The 16783-nt window shown below is 45.6% G+C and carries 19 protein-coding genes and 1 tRNA gene; 9 read left to right on the forward strand and 11 right to left on the reverse strand.

What is annotated here, in order from left to right:
* The first annotated feature begins 106 nt into the window (after positions 1–106).
* Genes ASUC_RS01530 through ASUC_RS01540 form a run of 3 tightly spaced genes read left to right on the forward strand, consistent with a single transcriptional unit; the run spans position 107 to position 2414 of the window.
* On the forward strand, positions 107–490 hold the full coding sequence (locus tag ASUC_RS01530; protein ID WP_011978942.1) for a hypothetical protein: 384 nt from the start codon (positions 107–109) through the stop codon (positions 488–490).
* Positions 487–987: a molybdopterin-guanine dinucleotide biosynthesis protein B gene (mobB, locus tag ASUC_RS01535; RefSeq protein ID WP_011978943.1), complete on the forward strand. Its 501-nt coding sequence runs from the start codon at positions 487–489 to the stop codon at positions 985–987. Before ASUC_RS01530 ends, mobB begins: the two co-directional genes overlap by 4 nt.
* Positions 988–989: 2 nt before the next feature.
* Entirely contained in the window at positions 990–2414 is a 1425-nt protein-coding gene (locus ASUC_RS01540) for a DHA2 family efflux MFS transporter permease subunit (RefSeq protein WP_011978944.1), read from the forward strand.
* A gap of 144 nt (positions 2415–2558) precedes the next feature.
* On the opposite strand, the gene ASUC_RS01545 is transcribed toward ASUC_RS01540, so the two are convergent.
* The 3 genes from ASUC_RS01545 to ASUC_RS11220 all read right to left on the reverse strand — a co-directional run bounded on the left by ASUC_RS01545 (position 2559) and on the right by ASUC_RS11220 (position 4340).
* The gene (locus ASUC_RS01545) at positions 2559–3281 is read right to left on the reverse strand and encodes an MgtC/SapB family protein (RefSeq protein WP_011978945.1); all 723 of its coding nucleotides are present in this window, start codon (positions 3279–3281) and stop codon (positions 2559–2561) included.
* A gap of 137 nt (positions 3282–3418) precedes the next feature.
* Positions 3419–4096 carry a DNA utilization protein GntX gene (locus ASUC_RS01550; RefSeq protein WP_011978946.1) on the reverse strand — a complete coding sequence of 226 codons (678 nt, stop codon included), beginning with the start codon at positions 4094–4096 and terminating at the stop codon, positions 3419–3421.
* Between the two features lie 149 nt (positions 4097–4245).
* Positions 4246–4340: transfer RNA gene (locus tag ASUC_RS11220), tRNA-Sec, on the reverse strand.
* Between the two features lie 68 nt (positions 4341–4408).
* Here ASUC_RS11220 and ASUC_RS01555 point away from each other — a divergent pair.
* Complete coding sequence (locus ASUC_RS01555; protein WP_011978947.1) at positions 4409–4864, forward strand: NUDIX hydrolase; 456 nt, start codon at positions 4409–4411, stop codon at positions 4862–4864.
* Here the strand turns inward: ASUC_RS01555 and greB are convergent, their stop codons facing one another.
* Complete coding sequence (gene greB, locus ASUC_RS01560; RefSeq protein WP_011978948.1) at positions 4865–5341, reverse strand: transcription elongation factor GreB; 477 nt, start codon at positions 5339–5341, stop codon at positions 4865–4867.
* A 182-nt stretch (positions 5342–5523) separates the two neighbouring features.
* On the opposite strand from greB, the gene nfuA reads away from it, so the two are divergent.
* The 5 genes from nfuA to ASUC_RS01585 all read left to right on the forward strand — a co-directional run bounded on the left by nfuA (position 5524) and on the right by ASUC_RS01585 (position 9102).
* A complete protein-coding gene (nfuA, locus tag ASUC_RS01565; RefSeq protein WP_011978949.1) occupies positions 5524–6108 on the forward strand; it encodes a Fe-S biogenesis protein NfuA in 585 nt (194 codons plus the stop codon).
* 53 nt (positions 6109–6161) lie between these two features.
* On the forward strand, positions 6162–6737 hold the full coding sequence (locus tag ASUC_RS01570) for a DNA-3-methyladenine glycosylase I (protein WP_011978950.1): 576 nt from the start codon (positions 6162–6164) through the stop codon (positions 6735–6737).
* Between the two features lie 105 nt (positions 6738–6842).
* Positions 6843–7631 (forward strand): amino acid ABC transporter substrate-binding protein, encoded by a 789-nt coding sequence (locus ASUC_RS01575; RefSeq protein ID WP_011978951.1) that lies wholly within the window; start codon positions 6843–6845, stop codon positions 7629–7631.
* Positions 7621–8337 carry an amino acid ABC transporter permease gene (locus ASUC_RS01580; RefSeq protein WP_011978952.1) on the forward strand — a complete coding sequence of 239 codons (717 nt, stop codon included), beginning with the start codon at positions 7621–7623 and terminating at the stop codon, positions 8335–8337. The genes ASUC_RS01575 and ASUC_RS01580 overlap by 11 nt, the downstream gene beginning before the upstream one ends.
* A gap of 15 nt (positions 8338–8352) precedes the next feature.
* The gene (locus ASUC_RS01585) at positions 8353–9102 is read left to right on the forward strand and encodes an amino acid ABC transporter ATP-binding protein (protein WP_011978953.1); all 750 of its coding nucleotides are present in this window, start codon (positions 8353–8355) and stop codon (positions 9100–9102) included.
* Positions 9103–9350: 248 nt separating this feature from the next.
* On the opposite strand, the gene ASUC_RS01590 is transcribed toward ASUC_RS01585, so the two are convergent.
* The 7 genes from ASUC_RS01590 to ASUC_RS01620 form a co-directional block, all read right to left on the reverse strand.
* Positions 9351–10658 carry a sodium ion-translocating decarboxylase subunit beta gene (locus tag ASUC_RS01590; protein WP_011978954.1) on the reverse strand — a complete coding sequence of 436 codons (1308 nt, stop codon included), beginning with the start codon at positions 10656–10658 and terminating at the stop codon, positions 9351–9353.
* A 10-nt stretch (positions 10659–10668) separates the two neighbouring features.
* Positions 10669–12477: a sodium-extruding oxaloacetate decarboxylase subunit alpha gene (gene oadA, locus ASUC_RS01595; protein WP_011978955.1), complete on the reverse strand. Its 1809-nt coding sequence runs from the start codon at positions 12475–12477 to the stop codon at positions 10669–10671.
* 19 nt (positions 12478–12496) lie between these two features.
* Positions 12497–12766, reverse strand: a complete 270-nt coding sequence (locus ASUC_RS01600) for an oxaloacetate decarboxylase subunit gamma (RefSeq protein ID WP_011978956.1) — start codon at positions 12764–12766, stop codon at positions 12497–12499.
* A 158-nt stretch (positions 12767–12924) separates the two neighbouring features.
* Positions 12925–14202, reverse strand: coding sequence for an SLC13 family permease (locus ASUC_RS01605; RefSeq protein WP_011978957.1), 1278 nt, complete (start codon positions 14200–14202; stop codon positions 12925–12927).
* A gap of 226 nt (positions 14203–14428) precedes the next feature.
* Entirely contained in the window at positions 14429–15478 is a 1050-nt protein-coding gene (gene citC / locus ASUC_RS01610) for a [citrate (pro-3S)-lyase] ligase (protein WP_011978958.1), read from the reverse strand.
* 56 nt (positions 15479–15534) lie between these two features.
* Positions 15535–16368, reverse strand: coding sequence for a DUF5718 family protein (locus ASUC_RS01615; protein ID WP_011978959.1), 834 nt, complete (start codon positions 16366–16368; stop codon positions 15535–15537).
* Positions 16369–16447: 79 nt separating this feature from the next.
* Entirely contained in the window at positions 16448–16777 is a 330-nt protein-coding gene (locus ASUC_RS01620) for a DUF413 domain-containing protein (RefSeq protein ID WP_011978960.1), read from the reverse strand.
* Positions 16778–16783 lie beyond the last annotated feature (6 nt).

The raw sequence follows: 16783 nt of genomic DNA on the forward strand, positions 1-16783 counted from the left end.
CATATCCGGAACATGATATAATTCAGGGCAGTCTTCTGACTGCCCTGTTTTTATTTAAGCCTAAAGTGCGGTCGATTTTTTCATCGTTTTTTTTAAAAGGATCATCATGAAACTCAAAGATCTCATCCAGCCGCCGCCGAGCGAAACTTACGTAAAAAATTCATCGCCGTTAGTGACCGCACTTTTAATTATCGCAGGATTACTATGGTATGTAACGCAGTACGGTTCCATTATTGCTTTGGTGTTGGCGCTGTTTGTGCTGATGGGGCAGAAAATGCTGTTGGCGCAGGCGAATAAAGACTTTCACGAAATGTATTTGTCCCGACAACAGTTTGAAACCACTCAAAACCCGGATTATTTACGTTATATTCGGGCGCGAAGCGAACAAATGTTACGGGACAACAAAGTCTTATCCGACAAGGCCAAACGTGAAATCGCAAAATTACAAGCTTATGTCGCCGAAAATCTGAAAGAGGAAAATCCGCAATGATTCCGATTCTGGGCATTACCGGTTACAGCGGCAGCGGCAAAACCACTTTATTAGAAAAAATCGTACCGGAATTGACCGCACTTGGGGTGCGCGTCGCAGTAATCAAACACAGCCATCACAATGCCACGGTAGATAAAGAAGGCAAAGACAGTTGGCGCATGAAAGAAGCGGGCGCCGGCCAAGTAATTATGGCGTGCGACAACCGTTGGGCGTTAATGACGGAAACCCCGCACGCGCCGGTTTCGCTGGATTATCTGACGGCGCAGTTTGATCCGAATCTGACGGATCTCGTGTTAGTGGAAGGGTTCAAACAGGAACCGATTCCGAAAATTCTGCTTCATCGCAAAGCCATGACGAAGCCCTTGCCGGAAATTGATGAAAAGGTGCTAGCCATCGCCACGGATTATCCGTTAAATACCGATAAAGTGCGGTTAAATATTAACGAGATTTCACAAATCGCCGCCTTTATTTTTGCTTATTACCAACAACAGAAATAACCATGAACAGCGCCCATGAAAAAACACAAACACCGTCGCAGGATTATCGCTCGCTTGCGTGGATTGCCGCTATGGCGCTGTTTATGCAATCCCTCGACGCTACGATTTTAAATACGGCGTTGCCCGCCATTTCCCGCAGCCTGCATCAATCACCGCTGGAAATGGAACTGGCAATCATCAGCTACGCCCTTACCGTGGCGGCGGTCATTCCTTTAAGCGGTTGGATTGCCGACCGTTTCGGCACATTGTTTACCTTTCGTGGTGCGGTATTCATTTTCACTCTCGGTTCTTTAGCTTGCGCACTTTCCGCCGACTTGGACACATTAGTGGCTTCGCGCATCTTACAAGGCGTAGGCGGCGCGTTAATGCTGCCCGTAGCACGCTTAGCCATTATCCGCAATGTGGCGAAAAGCCAGCTTATCGTAGCATGGAATTTAATGGCGATGGCGGGCTTAATCGGACCGGTATTAGGGCCGATTCTCGGCGGCTGGATTGTCACCCACACCAGTTGGCCGTGGATTTTTCTGATTAATATTCCCATCGGTATAATCGGGATGACGGTGGTAGGAAAATACATGACCAACAATTACGGCAATGTCGGGAAACTGGATTGGTTAGGATTTCTGTTGTTTGCCGCGGGATTAGTAACGACGACTTACGGACTGGATGTGATCGCCGAAAATCTGGCAAATAAAAGCAAAGCGATAACGCTGATCAGCATCGGCGCACTCTTACTTGCTTCATACGGTCTGTACGCCTTACGGGTAAATAACCCGCTGATTCCTTTGTCTTTATTGCGATTCCGAACATTCAATCTGGGTATTCTCGGCAATCTGTTTATTCGTATTTCCGGTTCCGGCGTTCCCTTCCTGTTGCCGTTAATGTGGCAGGTTGCGTTCAATTTTGATGCGCAAACCGCCGGCTTTATGCTGGCGCCTATCGCTATCAGTTCGATTCTGGCAAAATCCTTTGCCACCAAAATTCTCTATCGGTTCGGTTACCGCAATAGTTTAGTGGTTAACGCCATACTGATGGCGGCGGCGATTGCCGCTATGTCCCGGTTCACGCAGGACACACCGTTGTGGCTGTATGTGCCGATTATGATGTGGTACGGCTGTTGTATGTCGCTGATGTTTACGGCGGTAAACACGCTAACGGTGTGTGATTTGCCGGATCATCTGGCGGGTTCCGGTTCCACCGTTTTAAGTATGATGCAACAACTGGGAATCGGTGTGGGAATTGCGATTTCTTCCGTGATACTCGCCCTGTTTCGCGAACATTTCGGGCAAACGGACGATTTAGCTTCCGCATTCAGTCACACGTTTCTGGTTTCATCCCTGTTTGCCGTTGGGTTGGCATGCATTATGGCCTGTTTGCATCCGGAGGACGGCAATAATCTGCGCAACCGAAAACCGCAGAAAAACTGACCGCACTTCACAAAATTTCAGCAGAATCCATAAAAGTGCGGTCGCAAAAGCTAAGTTTTTTGAACGTCGGCTCCCCCCACGGCTCCGAAGGGACGAACAATCGCCAACCGGCGATTAAGCGCAAAAAGCAATATTTTTTATCCTCTAATTTTCCACTTCCACCCGCAACACCTGTGCCTGTTGTTTCAGTAGCGAATAAATCCGTTCAAGAGTTTCCGCCGTCAGCGGGCTATAACGGTAAGATAATTTGATTTCGCCGTTGCCTTGTTCTTTCATAGTGAAATTATCGAAAGGAAAATTATTTACCAGCAATAAATCCGTTACGTAGGTCATGGCCGAAATCTGCGGCACATAAACCCGAATTATCGCTTTCTTCTCTTTTATTTTCTGACGGCTGTGAACAAAACGCTGCACAATCGGACTTAAACGAATAGCCACCAGAATCATCGCCGTCGCCATAATGGCGTCAAAGAAGAAACCGGCGCCCGAGGCAATACCGATGCCCGCCGCCGCCCAAATAATTGCCGCCGTAGTTAATCCCGAAATGGCATCATTACTTTTACGCAAAATCACGCCGGCCCCCAGAAAACCGATACCGCTCACCACCTGAGCGGCCAAACGCATAGGGTCGGTACGGATATTTTCCGAAATCTGCGCATAATATTCCGCCGACTGAATAGAGACCACCGTTAAAATACAGGTGGTAATGGCAATAATTGCGCAGGTTTTCACACCGACGGGTTTTCTTTTCAGTTCTCGCTCCAAACCGATAATTGCGCCTAACAGCAGCGCAATAAACAGTTTTAACAAAATGACAAAATGTGTAGACGATAACAACACATCCGGCATTTCATGTAAAAAATCCATGTTTTTTTCCTTCTTTTAAGGCCAAGAATTGTAACGAATTTTACCGGCAACAGAAAGAACTGCGGTCGCAAAAACCACAATTTTTAATACCGATTCGCGCAGCGGACAGTAAAAACTCATCCCGGCTAAAGAAAAAATCAAACCCGTGCCACCCCCCATGCCTGAATATGCTGCACGCCTTGTTTGCGCAGTTGTCGGGAAATTTCATTTAAGGTAGACCCTGTGGTAATCACATCATCCAGCAAGGCCACCGAACGATACGGCACGGCGCTATTCACCCGAAAGGCGTTTTTCAAATTGGAACGGCGCGCTGCGGCGGTTAATCCGCGTTGACTAGGCGTCCGTTTTATCCGCTCAATCCGGCGTAAATCACAAGGAATATCCAACCATCTGGACAAATAACGAGCGAGTAACGCGGTTTGATTGTAACCCCGCCGCCATTGGCGAAAATGGTGTAAGGGTACGGGTAAAATCGCTTCCGGTAAAGACAAGCCGTGCTCTCGTTTAGCCCGAATAATCGCCAGTAACATCAGGCGCGCCAAGGTGCGATCCAGCCAGAATTGATGCTGAAATTTAAAGCGGTGAATCAGAACGGATAAAGGTTCGGCGTAACGCCCGATCACCACTAACCGATCCCAGCCGGGTTCATGACGCAAACAGCGTCCGCAATGCCGGGCATTTACCGCCAACGGCGCCCCGCAGCTTCCGCAATAAGGGAAACGTTCAATCAAGCGATTACAACGACTGCACAAACCGTGACGCGCCAATGCCAGACGCCCGCCGCACAGCACACAACGAAATCCCAATAAATTCATAAAAAAATATCCCGATTTTGACTGCACTTTCGAACAATTTAACGGAAAAGCAAGAAAGCGGATAAAAATAATCATGAAACCGGAATAGGGATCACAAAATACTTGAAATGTAGCGGAAGGCATAACAAAATGAAGCCGGAAAAGCGATTTGGCGGAAGGTCATGGGAGTCGAACCCACCCAAGAACGCTGGCGTCCTCAACAGGATTTGAAATCCTGCCGCCTCACCGGAGACGACGACCTTCCGAAAAGAATTCAACTCTAGCTCAAAATTCCCAACGATTCAAGTTGAAAAGCCGTTTAAAAGGAAAATTATGCATAAACCCAATATTACTATGGCATGCGTCGTACATTGCAAAGACAAATTTTTGTTCGTAGAAGAAATCGAACACGGAAAGCGCACCTTAAATCAACCGGCGGGACACCTGGAAAAAGACGAAACCATTTTACAGGGAGCAAGCCGTGAACTTTACGAAGAAACGGGCATTCGCGCCGATATGCAGAAACTGATTAAAATTTACCAGTGGCACGCACCGCGCAGCCAAACCGATTACCTGCGTTTCGTGTTCGCGCTGGAATTGGACCACCGGCCGGCGACCACGCCTCACGACAGCGATATTACCCGTGCCTTATGGTTAACATTGGAAGAATTTAACCATTACATTGCCCAACCGCAACAATGCGAACGCAATCCGTTGGTGATTCAGGCGATTCAGGATTATCAGAAAGGCGAATCTTATCCGTTAGATTTATTGTCGGTATTCGAATAACTATTTTTCATACCAAATTTCATTGATATACAGCGTCACCTTACCGGCGGGGGTCTCCACCCGCACTTCGTCGTCTACCGTTTTGCCGATTAAAGCGCGGGCGACGGGAGAATCCACGGAAATCCAGTTTTTCGCCGGATCAAATTCGTCACACCCCACAATGCGGTATTGTTTCGCTTCGCCGTCTTCGTTTTCCAGTTCCACCCAGGCGCCGAAGAATACTTTGCCTTCCTGCCGGCTGTGATAATCCACAATTTGCAGCACTTCCAACCGTTTCATCAGAAAACGGACGCGACGATCGATCTCACGCAAGCGGCGTTTGCCGTAAATATATTCCGCATTTTCACTGCGATCCCCTAATGCCGCGGCATCAGAAACCGCCTGAGTCACTTTCGGGCGTTCCTCTTTCCATAAAAATTTCAATTCCTGATCCAAAGCATTCCAGCCCTGGCGGGTAATGTAATTCGATTTAGCCATGATTTTCCATTAAAGTGCGGTCAAAAAATGTCGTATTTTTCCAACATATTCCCGCTGATAGGTTCAATTTATTACAATTATAGCAGGTAAAACGCTAAAGAATGAGTGTGAAAATTTGCATAAACGTCGCTATCAGCGTATTATTTCCGACCGTAAAACTCAGATAAAAATCAGGAATATTTATGGAACATATTAAAATTTCAGACGCGGCCCAAGCCCACTTCCGCAAATTATTGGAAAGCCAAGAAGAAGGTACCAACATTCGAATTTTTGTTGTCAATCCGGGTACGCCCAATGCGGAATGCGGTGTTTCTTACTGTCCGCCGAGCAATGTGGAAGAAAACGATAGCGAATTGAAATTTAACGGATTTTCCGCCTTTATCGATGATATCAGCTATCCGTTTCTGGAAGACGCCGAAATCGATTATGTCACGGAAGAACTGGGTACTCAATTAACCTTGAAAGCACCGAATGCCAAAATGCGTAAAGTGGCGGACGACGCACCGTTAATCGAGCGGGTGGATTACGTAATTCAAACACAAATTAATCCGCAACTGGCCAGCCACGGCGGTCGCATTACCTTAATCGAAATTACCGACGACGGTTACGCGGTGCTGCAATTCGGCGGCGGTTGTAACGGCTGTTCGATGGTGGACGTGACCTTGAAAGACGGAGTAGAAAAACAACTGGTGGAAATGTTCAACGGCGAACTCAAGGGAGCGAAAGACATCACCGAACACCAGCGCGGTGAACATTCTTACTATTAATCGTATATTTTCTAATCGGCGGTTTTTCGCCGATTTTTTTCTGCCGGAGAAAAATGAATATGAAGCGTTGCAGTTGGGCGGGCCACAACCGGATTTACGTGGATTACCACGATAACGAATGGGGAAAACCGCAATTCGACAGCCGAAAACTGTTCGAAAAAATCTGTCTGGAAGGGCAGCAAGCCGGACTTTCCTGGATTACCGTGCTGAAAAAACGGGAAGCGTACCGCGCTGCGTTTTATCGGTTTGAGCCGGAAAAAATCGCACAAATGACGGCGGAAGATATCGATAACTTAATGCAGAACGCCGGGCTCATCCGCCATCGGGCGAAACTGGAAGCCATTGTGAAAAACGCCCGCGCCTATCTGGCAATGGAAAAGTGCGGTCAGAATTTCAGCGATTTTATTTGGTCTTTTGTCAATCATCAGCCACAAATCAACGACGTGCCGGATTTAAGCGACGTGCCGGCAAAAACCGAAACCTCTAAAGCGATGTCGAAAGCGTTGAAGAAAAAAGGCTTTGTGTTTGTAGGCGAAACCACCTGTTACGCCTTTATGCAATCCATGGGATTAGTGGATGATCATCTCAACGACTGCTTTTGTAAAAGTCAAAAACAGGTGAAAAAATAACCGCGCTTTTGTTATAAGATATGACGTTTTTTTATTTCGCAATCCTGCTGAATTCTATTAGAATGCCGGCAAATTTTATTTCAACGTTATTAAAAGGAAAGTTCTATGTTTAAGAAATTAACATTATTGGCCGCCTCCGCGCTGGCATTAGCAACCGCAACCCAGGTCGCGGCGGCGGACAGTTTACTTGACCGCATCAATAATAAAGGCACCATTTCCGTAGGTACGGAAGGCACCTACGCACCTTTTACCTATCACGATGCCAGCGGCAAATTAACCGGCTACGACGTGGAAGTCACCCGCGCCGTGGCGGAAAAATTAGGGGTGAAAGTGGATTTCAAAGAAACTGTCTGGGATTCTATGATGGCGGGATTAAAAGCCGGTCGTTTCGACATGGTGGCAAACCAAGTGGCGTTAACGACACCGGAACGTCGGGCCATATTCGATAAATCCGAAGCTTACAGTTGGTCCGGCGCTATGATGGCGGTACGTGCCGATGACGACAGCATTAAAACTTTAGAGGATATTAAAGGCCGTAAAGCGGCACAGTCTTTAACCAGCAACTACGGCGAACTTGCCCGTGAAAAACAGGCGCAAATAGTACCGGTTGACGGTTTAGCGCAATCCTTACTGGTGGTGCAGCAAAAACGCGCGGATCTAACCTTAAATGACAGTTTGGCAATTTTAGACTATTTGAAGAAAAATCCGAACGCCGGTTTAAAAACCCCGTGGGAAGCGCCGGCTGAAGAAAAATTAGGTTCCGGTTTAATCGTAAATAAAGGTAACGACGAAGCCTTAGCCAAAATCAGCGCTGCCATCGTTGAATTACAACAAGACGGTACATTGAAAAAATTAGGTGAACAATTCTTCGGAAAAGATATCAGTGTTAAATAATCTTCTTCTTTCTCTGCCTTTTATGACCGAGTCCCGTGCGGACTTGGTCATTAATGCTTTTCGGCCGATGGTTGAAGCCGCCGTTCTGGTGTCCATTCCGTTGGCGATTGCGTCTTTTATTATCGGCATGATTATTGCCGTAGGCGTGGCGTTAATCCGTATTACGCCGGTGACCGGCGTGTTACACCGCATAACTTTGGCATTGGTGAAAATCTATATCTCCATTATCCGCGGCACGCCGATGTTGGTGCAGATTTCCGTAGTATTTTACGGTTTGCCGGCAATCGGCATTTTTATCGATCCCATTCCGGCGGCAATTATCGGTTTTTCACTGAATATCGGTGCTTATGCTTCGGAAACCGTGCGCGCCGCCATTTCTTCCGTGCCGAAAGGACAATGGGAAGCGGGCTATACCATCGGTATGAATTATATGCAAACCTTTCGACGCATTATCGCCCCGCAGGCGTTCCGTGTCGCCGTACCGCCGTTAAGCAATACTTTTATCGGTTTATTTAAAGACACCTCGCTGGCCTCCGTTGTCACCGTAACGGAAATGTTTCGCGTAGCACAGCAAATGGCAAATATGTCTTACGATTTCCTGCCGGTTTATATTGAAGCAGGTTTGGTTTACTGGTGTTTCTGCTGGATTTTGTTTTTCATTCAGGCTCGCCTCGAAAAACGTATGGCGCGTTATGTCGCCCGCTGATGTCACGGAGAAAATATGATTAAAATCAGAAATATTCATAAATCTTTCGGTGATAATACCATTTTACGCGGCATTGATTTAGACATTACCAAAGGCGAGGTAGTCGTGATTCTCGGTCCTTCCGGTTCGGGCAAAACCACCTTTTTACGCTGCTTAAACGCGTTGGAAATGCCTGAACAGGGTACGATTGAATTTGATAATGCCAATCCGTTATCGGTAAATTTCGCAGCAAAACCGTCAAAAAAAGACATTCTTGCTCTGCGCCGTAAATCCGGTATGGTTTTCCAGAATTACAATCTGTTTCCTCACAAAACCGCATTGGAAAACGTGATGGAAGGTCCGGTTCAGGTGCAGGGAAAATCGGTGCAGCAGACACGTCAGGAAGCATCGGAATTACTCAACAAAGTCGGACTTTCCGATAAAGCGGATTTGTACCCGTTTCAGCTTTCGGGCGGTCAGCAGCAACGAGTCGGCATCGCCCGCGCGTTGGCATTGCAGCCGGAACTCATGTTGTTTGATGAACCGACTTCCGCCCTTGACCCGGAATTAGTGCAGGATGTGCTGGACACGATGAAATCTCTTGCCAAAGAAGGCTGGACGATGGTGGTAGTGACTCATGAAATTAAATTCGCATTGGATGTGGCGGACTTGGTGATTGTGATGGACGACGGTGTGATCGTAGAACAGGGTTCGCCGCAGCAATTATTCGATAATCCCCGACACGAGCGCACCAAAGCGTTTTTGCAACGGTTACGTTCACACTAACCAAGCCTGTAAGGTTTCACTTTGCAGACTCCCCGTTAAAGTGCGGTCGTTTTCGCTATCGTTTTTTATACTTAATTTACACGACTTGCTTTCTCGTAAAATTAATCGGCTGTTCTTGTGCTAAATAAGTGACAGCTAGCACATATCAAAAAACAAAATAACGACTATTTAAGCTAAAACACGTAAAAAAAACGACCGCACTTTGATCTGCCCCCAAAAGTGCGGTCGGAATTTACGCGTTTTTTATCTTACATAATAAATGCCGAAACATATTTCAACATAATACCCGCGGCAATAGCGGAACCGATAACACCGGCAACATTCGGCCCCATGGCATGCATAAGTAGAAAGTTTTGGCTGTCCGCTTCTAACCCGACTTTATTGGCGACCCGGGCAGCCATTGGTACGGCTGATACGCCGGCAGCACCAATAAGCGGATTGACTTTGGTCTTACTTAATTTATTCATCAATTTAGCCATTAACACGCCGCATCCCGTACCGATACAGAAAGCCACCACGCCTAATAACAAAATACCCAGAGTTTGCGGTTGCAGGAATTTGTCGGCAATCAGTTTTGAACCGACCGATAATCCTAAAATTATCGTAACGATATTAATTAACGCATTTTGGGTCGTATCGCTTAAGCGATCAACCACACCGCTCACTTTCATTAAGTTACCGAAACAGAACATCCCCAACAACGGTGCCGCATCCGGAAGTAATAAAGCGACGAGTAATAATAAGATGATCGGGAAAATAATTTTCTCCCGGTTACTAACGCTACGTAATTGAGTCATGCGGATTTTACGTTCTTCTTCCGTCGTTAAAGCTTTCATAATCGGCGGCTGAATAAGCGGAACCAACGCCATATAGGAATAAGCCGCCACTGCGATTGCACCCAGCAATTCCGGCGCCAGTTTACTGGTCAGGTAAATAGCGGTCGGACCGTCCGCACCACCGATAATCCCGATAGATGCCGCTTGCGGTAGAGTAAACTCGATAATACCGAAATAGTTCAGCGTTAAAGCACCCAATACAGTAGCAAAAATACCGAATTGCGCTGCCGCACCTAACAACAGGGTTTTTGGATTAGCTAATAACGGGCCGAAGTCGGTCATCGCCCCAACCCCCATAAAAATAATGAGCGGAGCCACGCCGTAACTGATAGCGACTTTGTAGAATAAAGCCAATATCCCGGCGGAATAACCCATATCCATTGACATGGTTTCAAGCTGGTTAACCGTTGAAGCCGGTACCGAAGAAAGTGCCGATTTGATGGCGGCGGGATCAGCCGCCACCCCCAGTTTTGCGGCAATCATACCGATTTGTTCGGGCGAACCCAAATGCAACAGATTTTCCAATGCGGTCATAGCCAAACCGGCTTCCGGAATATTGGATAACAATCCGCCGAAACCGATAGGTAACAACAACAACGGTTCGAATTTCTTCGATATGGCCAACCATAATAACAGCACACTGATGGCAATCATTACGGCTTGCCCCCATTCCATGTGCATTATTCCCGTACCTTGGATTAATGCAATAATACTATCCATTATTTGCTCCTTATGCCAAGGTCATCACAACGTCGCCGACGGATACGCTGTCACCCGCTTTCACTTGGATATTGCGAACCGTACCGGCTTGCGCCGCTTTAACTTCGGTTTCCATCTTCATTGCTTCGAGAATAAACAGAACGTCTCCTTCCGCAACAGTTTGACCTTCGGTTGCAATCACTTTCCAGATGTTGCCCGCCATCGGTGCGGTAACCTGCACGCCGCCCGCTGAAGGTGCGGGAGCCGGTGCTGCGGCCGGAGCAGCTTGCGCAGCCGCAGCAGGAGCGGTTGCCGGTGCGATAGCCGAAATATCACCGCCTTCGCTGACTTTCACTACGAAGGCTTTACCTTCCACTTCAACGGTATAGACGGCCGAACCGGATTGGGCTTTCGGTGCCGCTTTTTCCTGCGGTTTTTCCGCGGCACTTTCTGCGGTAGGTGCCGGTTCAAAGGCTGCCGGATTATTACGGTTTTCCAAGAATTTCCAAGCAATTTGCGGGAATAAAGCCACAATTAACGCATCATCTACGGAATTTTCTGATAAAGCCACACCTTTTTCTTTTGCTTGTGCAATAACGTCCGCTTCGATGTTAGCCATTTCCGGTTCAAGGTGATCTGCAGGACGGTCGGTCATCGGTTCCCCACCTTCTAATACACGCGCTTGTAATTCGGCATTAACCGGTGCCGGAGTTTTACCGTATTCGCCTTTCAATACGCCGGCGGTTTCTTTGGCGATGGTTTTGTAACGTTCACCCATTAACACGTTAATAACAGCTTGTGTACCTACAATTTGCGAAGTCGGTGTAACCAACGGAATATAACCCAAATCTTTACGCACGAGTGGGATTTCTTCTAATACTTTGTCCAGTTTATCCGACGCATTTTGTTGTTTGAGTTGATTTTCAAGATTGGTTAACATACCGCCCGGCACTTGCGCCACTAAAATACGGCTGTCCACACCACGTAACTGACCTTCGAATTTTGCGTATTTTTTACGTACGTCACGGAAATAGGCGGCAATTTTCTCCAAACGAGGAATGTCTAATCCGGTATCGAATGCTGTGCCTTGCAAGGTTGCCACAATCGCTTCCGTTGCCGGATGACCGTAAGTACCGGACATTGAAGAAATCGCCGTATCTACCCCGTCGACACCTGCTTCAATAGCTTTCAGCAACGCCATTTCGGACATACCGGTCGTAGCGTGGCAGTGTAAATGTAATTCGATATCAAAACGTTTTTTGATTTCGCCTACAAGTTCGGCCGCAGCCATTGGGTTTAAAATGCCTGACATATCTTTAATAACCAGGCTGTCCACGCCGATTTCCAATAATTGTTCAGTAGTGTCTAACCAAGTTTGTAATGTGTGAACCGGGCTGGTGGTATAACTTAATGTACCTTGTGCGTGACCGCCCTGTTTTTTCACTGCTTGTAATGCGGCTTTCATATTTCGCGGATCGTTTAGCGCATCAAATACACGGAAAACATCCATACCGTTTGCCACGCAACGTTCAACAAAACGCTCCACCACGTCATCGGCATAATGACGGTAGCCTAATAAGTTTTGTCCGCGCAATAACATTTGCAACGGAGTTTTCGGGCAGGCTTTTTTCAGCTCGCGCAAACGTACCCAAGGGTCCTCGCCTAAAAAACGAATACAGCTATCGAATGTCGCACCGCCCCAGGCTTCCAATGACCAGTAGCCGATATCGTCTAATTCCGCTGCGATAGGCAACATATCGTCAAGGCGTAAACGTGTTGCGAAAAGAGATTGATGAGCATCACGAAGTACTAATTCGGTAACTTTAATTTTTTTAGCCATAATAAAAATCCTTCTACATTTAATTTAAGCCTTGAGAACGGCGATGATGGGCGATAGCCGCCACGATAACGGGACGTAAACGATCTAAATCATTTCCTTGTACCGCAGCGGAAAGTGCGGTCGGTTTTTGCGAAGGTTTAGATTGTTTAACGGGTTCGGGGAAAAAGCGGTTAATGAGTTTTGACATCGTAGTGATTGCCCAAATTAAAATGAGCAAAAACGTAATAACGAAACCCATACCTGAAAGCATCAGGTTAATCCCTTCACCAAAGAGTTCTGCTGGAGTCATTGGGTAGTCCTTTTTTGTTAACAAAGAAATATCAATCCGGTTATTTTAATCCTTATTGAGTAGAAATGCTGTGATTCAGATCAAATTCTTAAAGTTTTCATCTTTCATCCTAAAAGGCTAAAAGGCGCGATAAACCTCGCGCCTTTTAATATTCAAATTTAGGACGGAAAAAATGGGAATAAAATCGGCAATAAAATCATTGCTGCGGCGATAGTCACAACAATCAGCGGAACACCGGCTTTGGCATAATCCGCAAAACGGTAATGACCCACCGAAAGAATCATGGTATTTGCCGGTGTGGCAATCGGTGTCGCAAAAGCGCAAGATGACCCCACAACAACTGCCATCAACACCGCCTTAGGATCCGCGCCTAAAGAATGGGCGATAGAAAGCCCGATTGGTGCAAGCAATGCTGCTGTCGCCGTATTGGACATAAAATTAGTTAATACGCAACTTAACACCAAAATAGTGAACAACAGCAAATAGGAGTTCGGCTGTGCCCCTAACCAACCCAGAATAGTGTGCGCAATCTGAGCTCCGGCACCCGTAGTTTGTAATGCATTGGCTAACGCCAAAGTACCGGCAAACAAAAATACAACCTGACTGTCAATTGCCTGATAAGCCTGTTTTTCCGTAATTACGCGCATAATAACCAGAATCAAAGCGCCGACACAAGCGGATAAATACAGTTTAATACCGATAAAGTCTTCGAATACCATGGCCAATAAGGTGGCAATCAATACCGCCAGCGAAAGCCACTGTTTCCATTTTGGAATATGGTTGTGATGATTATGAAATGCCTGATAATCTTCCTGTTCTACGTGTAAATTTAATTGAGTCGGCAGTAAGCGATAACCTATCAAGACAAAAAAGATAATACCTATGATCAAGATAGGTACCCCTATTTCAGCATATTCAAAAAAGCCGAATTTATCGCCGGATTGAGATAGAACGCCTTGTACAACCAAATTATTCGGTGAACCGATAAGAGAAAGATTCCCGCCTAAAGTGGAAGCGAATGCCATCGGCATCAATAAACGAGAACGGGCGAAATCCGATTTTGCCGAAATGCCCAAAATAACAGGAATCAGAATTGCCGCCGTACCGGTATTGGATAACACACCCGACATTACGCCGGTAATCACCATCAACACCACCATTAACTTACGTTCGCTGGTAGCAAAACGGCTGACAACACCGCCTATTTTATTCGCCATACCGGTTTCAAACAGCGCTCCGCCTATAACGAACATAGCAACGAATAAAATCACGTTGGTATCTACAAACCCCATAAATGCGTCTTTAGCAGATAAAACGCCCGTTAGCGCTAAACCGACACTGACAACCATCGCTGTCACGGCAAGGGGTAATTTTTCCCATGCGAACATGATGATCGCAAAAACAAGGAAGCAAAGGGTAATTGCACTTGGGGTCATAAAAAACTCCATCGGTAAAATTGTTTCATTGCTTAACTCATATATATCTCTATAAGAGTTAATCTAACAATACAGGCTTTATGCCAATTATTTTTTGATCTATAACAAGTTTTTGTGCTTTTTTGTTTTTATGCGTATTTCTATAATTTAAAAAAGTGCGGTCAAAATAAACTTAATTTTTAAATTATTCGGATAAATAGCAGAAAAATTTAATTTTCATCATTAATTAATGAGAAACATCCGATGTTTGTTTAATTTTATTAATAATCGGCTTTGCTTCGTTACTTTCAAAAAAACGTAAACTCGAAACCGGCAGCATCACTTTTAATTTGTCCCAATCTTCATCCTTTATAGCCTGACGTACGGCTGAGGCACTGATGATCTGTCCGTTAACGGTTTTGCGTTCCAATACGATACATTCAATATCGTATTCGGGTAGTTGTCGTTGCATAATCTTATTATAAATATGCGTGACATGACTGAAGGGCTCGTCGCCTACATAACGGCGTTTAATTCCTAATTTTCGTGCAATTTTGACGAAAATATTTACATCCACCAGCGCATTACTTTCTATTACCGCATCATCGTCTTTCTGAAAATAACTTGGAAAGGTGGCGGAACTGATAATATAGGAACCGCTGTCGTGGCAGACTACATTCGGCAAATGCGCCACGCCTTCCAAAATAAGCTTTCTGCGTACATCAAAAGGCACCAGACTTTGATCTTCGCTGACCATAAATAAATGCACAATGTCATTTTCCGCAGCGGCTTTCTCCACCAAATATTGATGACCTAAAGTAAAAGGATTAGCATTCATCACAATGGCGGCAATCCGTTTTTCGGTCTGTCGTTCGGGAGATTCATCGACGAGTTTCTGTAAATAATCCGCAAAGCCGTTACGACGGTTTTCCATAAAAGCAATTTTGCCCTCTATTTTGGCAATTTCATAAAAACTTAAGTCGGAGAAAAATTTAACCGCACAACTTTTGGTATACAGAAAAAGATGAAAATGACCGCGTTCGAACTGTTCGTTAATCAGATGGGTAACGATTTGATTCATCAATCCTTCGCCCTGATGATCTTCCGATACCGCCAGACAACGCAAGCTATTGGCAAATAAACTGCCGGTGGCGATGATGTTATCATCCTCATCATACATGGCGCAGGTATAATCCAGGTTCTGATCCCGCCGTATACCTTGCTGCGCCAGTAACCGGTCGATTTCCGCCAGCTCTTTATGATTGAGGGGATTCACTTTACCGATGTTATAGCTCATATTTTCTCCGTAAAACAAACGAACAGGATAAAAGTGCGGTCAAAAAAATCGATGTTTTATACGACTTTTTGTACCAATGCGGAAATATCCGATGGAAACTGTTCTTTTTCCGCCATTTCTACAATCTGTTTATGATTGTATTTTTCGCCGTTATAAACAATAACCATACTGGTATCGCCCACTTGTAGAAAATGGCTTTCGCCAAACGGCGTATAACGGGTAGCGCCGATACTGATAACCGCTTTAGTCGGATAATCCGCCTGTTGCAGCAAACGGGCAATATCATTCATCGGACCTTCATCGGGCTGGTTATTCATGCGATCTATAATCCAATCCAATAATTTTTGATGAAAATAACTGTAACCCACAGCCTGGCTGTCTTGTCCGTATTCGTTCAATTTACCGTCACGTTTATGAAAACAGGCAATATGATAGGTATCGATGTTACCGCCGGCAGCAAATTTATCCAATGCTATTCTGGTAGAACACAAGCCTTTTGAATTTTCACCCCAATTTTTCTTTTCGGAAATTTTACGGGCGTTAGGACGACGGATCGAACAGTCGTTATAGGCGGCAAAATGGGTAGGATGAAGTGCGGTCACTTTTTTATCGGAATATTCCACATCACAAATTAGCGCAATTTCCGGTTCGATTTGCAGATTGTCAGCATCCTTAGGGAAACTTAAACTTTCGGCAGAAAGAGGATATACCGATAAAAATCGGGTTAGTTCGTCCAAATTTTCACAGGGAATGTAAAACGGGAAAATAGCTTTAGGCTGAACGGCCTCTTGGGTTTTAACATTTACAAAATCCGCCGCCTCACCCGCCTGTTCAAGATGTCCGGCAAAATTACCCGCAACCCCCAAACCGATAAATTTTTCATTAGTCATCATTGTCTCCTTCCATCTGAAAATATAAATTACCATAAAACAAAGGCTTGGAACACCCAAGCCTTTCGGTCTGCATAAATTAATCTACATTTGACATTTCGTCTAAGTTGTCGCCCACAACGCCCGAAAGGGTATAAACCCGTTTTGTCTTACCTATATGGGTGCGGTATTTATCCCAGGTTTTTTCAAAGAAAGTTTCCGGTTGACGTTCACCTTTGCAGAATGCTGCGAATGCTTTTTCTTCATCGGTTTTCGGTTCGCGTTCGCCGAGATCCAACGCTTTAAACGCTTGACCGTATTGCTCCAACGCCTGTGATTCTTTAATTGTATAATCACCGTGACGTGCGAAACCGCGCGGATAATTTTTATCGTCGAAGAAGCGGCGTTCTACACTAAAACTTTCTGTCATTTTTAT

It is taken from the genome of Actinobacillus succinogenes 130Z, assembly GCF_000017245.1.
Lineage (GTDB): Bacteria > Pseudomonadota > Gammaproteobacteria > Enterobacterales > Pasteurellaceae > Exercitatus > Exercitatus succinogenes.

Coding starts and splice junctions, on each gene's coding strand:
- ASUC_RS01530 (WP_011978942.1), top strand. CDS start 107: ATGAAACTCAAAGATCTCATCCAGCCGCCGCCGAGCGAAACTTACGTA.
- mobB (WP_011978943.1), top strand. CDS start 487: ATGATTCCGATTCTGGGCATTACCGGTTACAGCGGCAGCGGCAAAACC.
- ASUC_RS01540 (WP_011978944.1), top strand. CDS start 990: ATGAACAGCGCCCATGAAAAAACACAAACACCGTCGCAGGATTATCGC.
- ASUC_RS01545 (WP_011978945.1), bottom strand. CDS start 3,281: ATGGATTTTTTACATGAAATGCCGGATGTGTTGTTATCGTCTACACAT.
- ASUC_RS01550 (WP_011978946.1), bottom strand. CDS start 4,096: ATGAATTTATTGGGATTTCGTTGTGTGCTGTGCGGCGGGCGTCTGGCA.
- ASUC_RS01555 (WP_011978947.1), top strand. CDS start 4,409: ATGCATAAACCCAATATTACTATGGCATGCGTCGTACATTGCAAAGAC.
- greB (WP_011978948.1), bottom strand. CDS start 5,341: ATGGCTAAATCGAATTACATTACCCGCCAGGGCTGGAATGCTTTGGAT.
- nfuA (WP_011978949.1), top strand. CDS start 5,524: ATGGAACATATTAAAATTTCAGACGCGGCCCAAGCCCACTTCCGCAAA.
- ASUC_RS01570 (WP_011978950.1), top strand. CDS start 6,162: ATGAATATGAAGCGTTGCAGTTGGGCGGGCCACAACCGGATTTACGTG.
- ASUC_RS01575 (WP_011978951.1), top strand. CDS start 6,843: ATGTTTAAGAAATTAACATTATTGGCCGCCTCCGCGCTGGCATTAGCA.
- ASUC_RS01585 (WP_011978953.1), top strand. CDS start 8,353: ATGATTAAAATCAGAAATATTCATAAATCTTTCGGTGATAATACCATT.
- ASUC_RS01590 (WP_011978954.1), bottom strand. CDS start 10,658: ATGGATAGTATTATTGCATTAATCCAAGGTACGGGAATAATGCACATG.
- oadA (WP_011978955.1), bottom strand. CDS start 12,477: ATGGCTAAAAAAATTAAAGTTACCGAATTAGTACTTCGTGATGCTCAT.
- ASUC_RS01600 (WP_011978956.1), bottom strand. CDS start 12,766: ATGACTCCAGCAGAACTCTTTGGTGAAGGGATTAACCTGATGCTTTCA.
- ASUC_RS01605 (WP_011978957.1), bottom strand. CDS start 14,202: ATGACCCCAAGTGCAATTACCCTTTGCTTCCTTGTTTTTGCGATCATC.
- citC (WP_011978958.1), bottom strand. CDS start 15,478: ATGAGCTATAACATCGGTAAAGTGAATCCCCTCAATCATAAAGAGCTG.
- ASUC_RS01615 (WP_011978959.1), bottom strand. CDS start 16,368: ATGACTAATGAAAAATTTATCGGTTTGGGGGTTGCGGGTAATTTTGCC.
- ASUC_RS01620 (WP_011978960.1), bottom strand. CDS start 16,777: ATGACAGAAAGTTTTAGTGTAGAACGCCGCTTCTTCGACGATAAAAAT.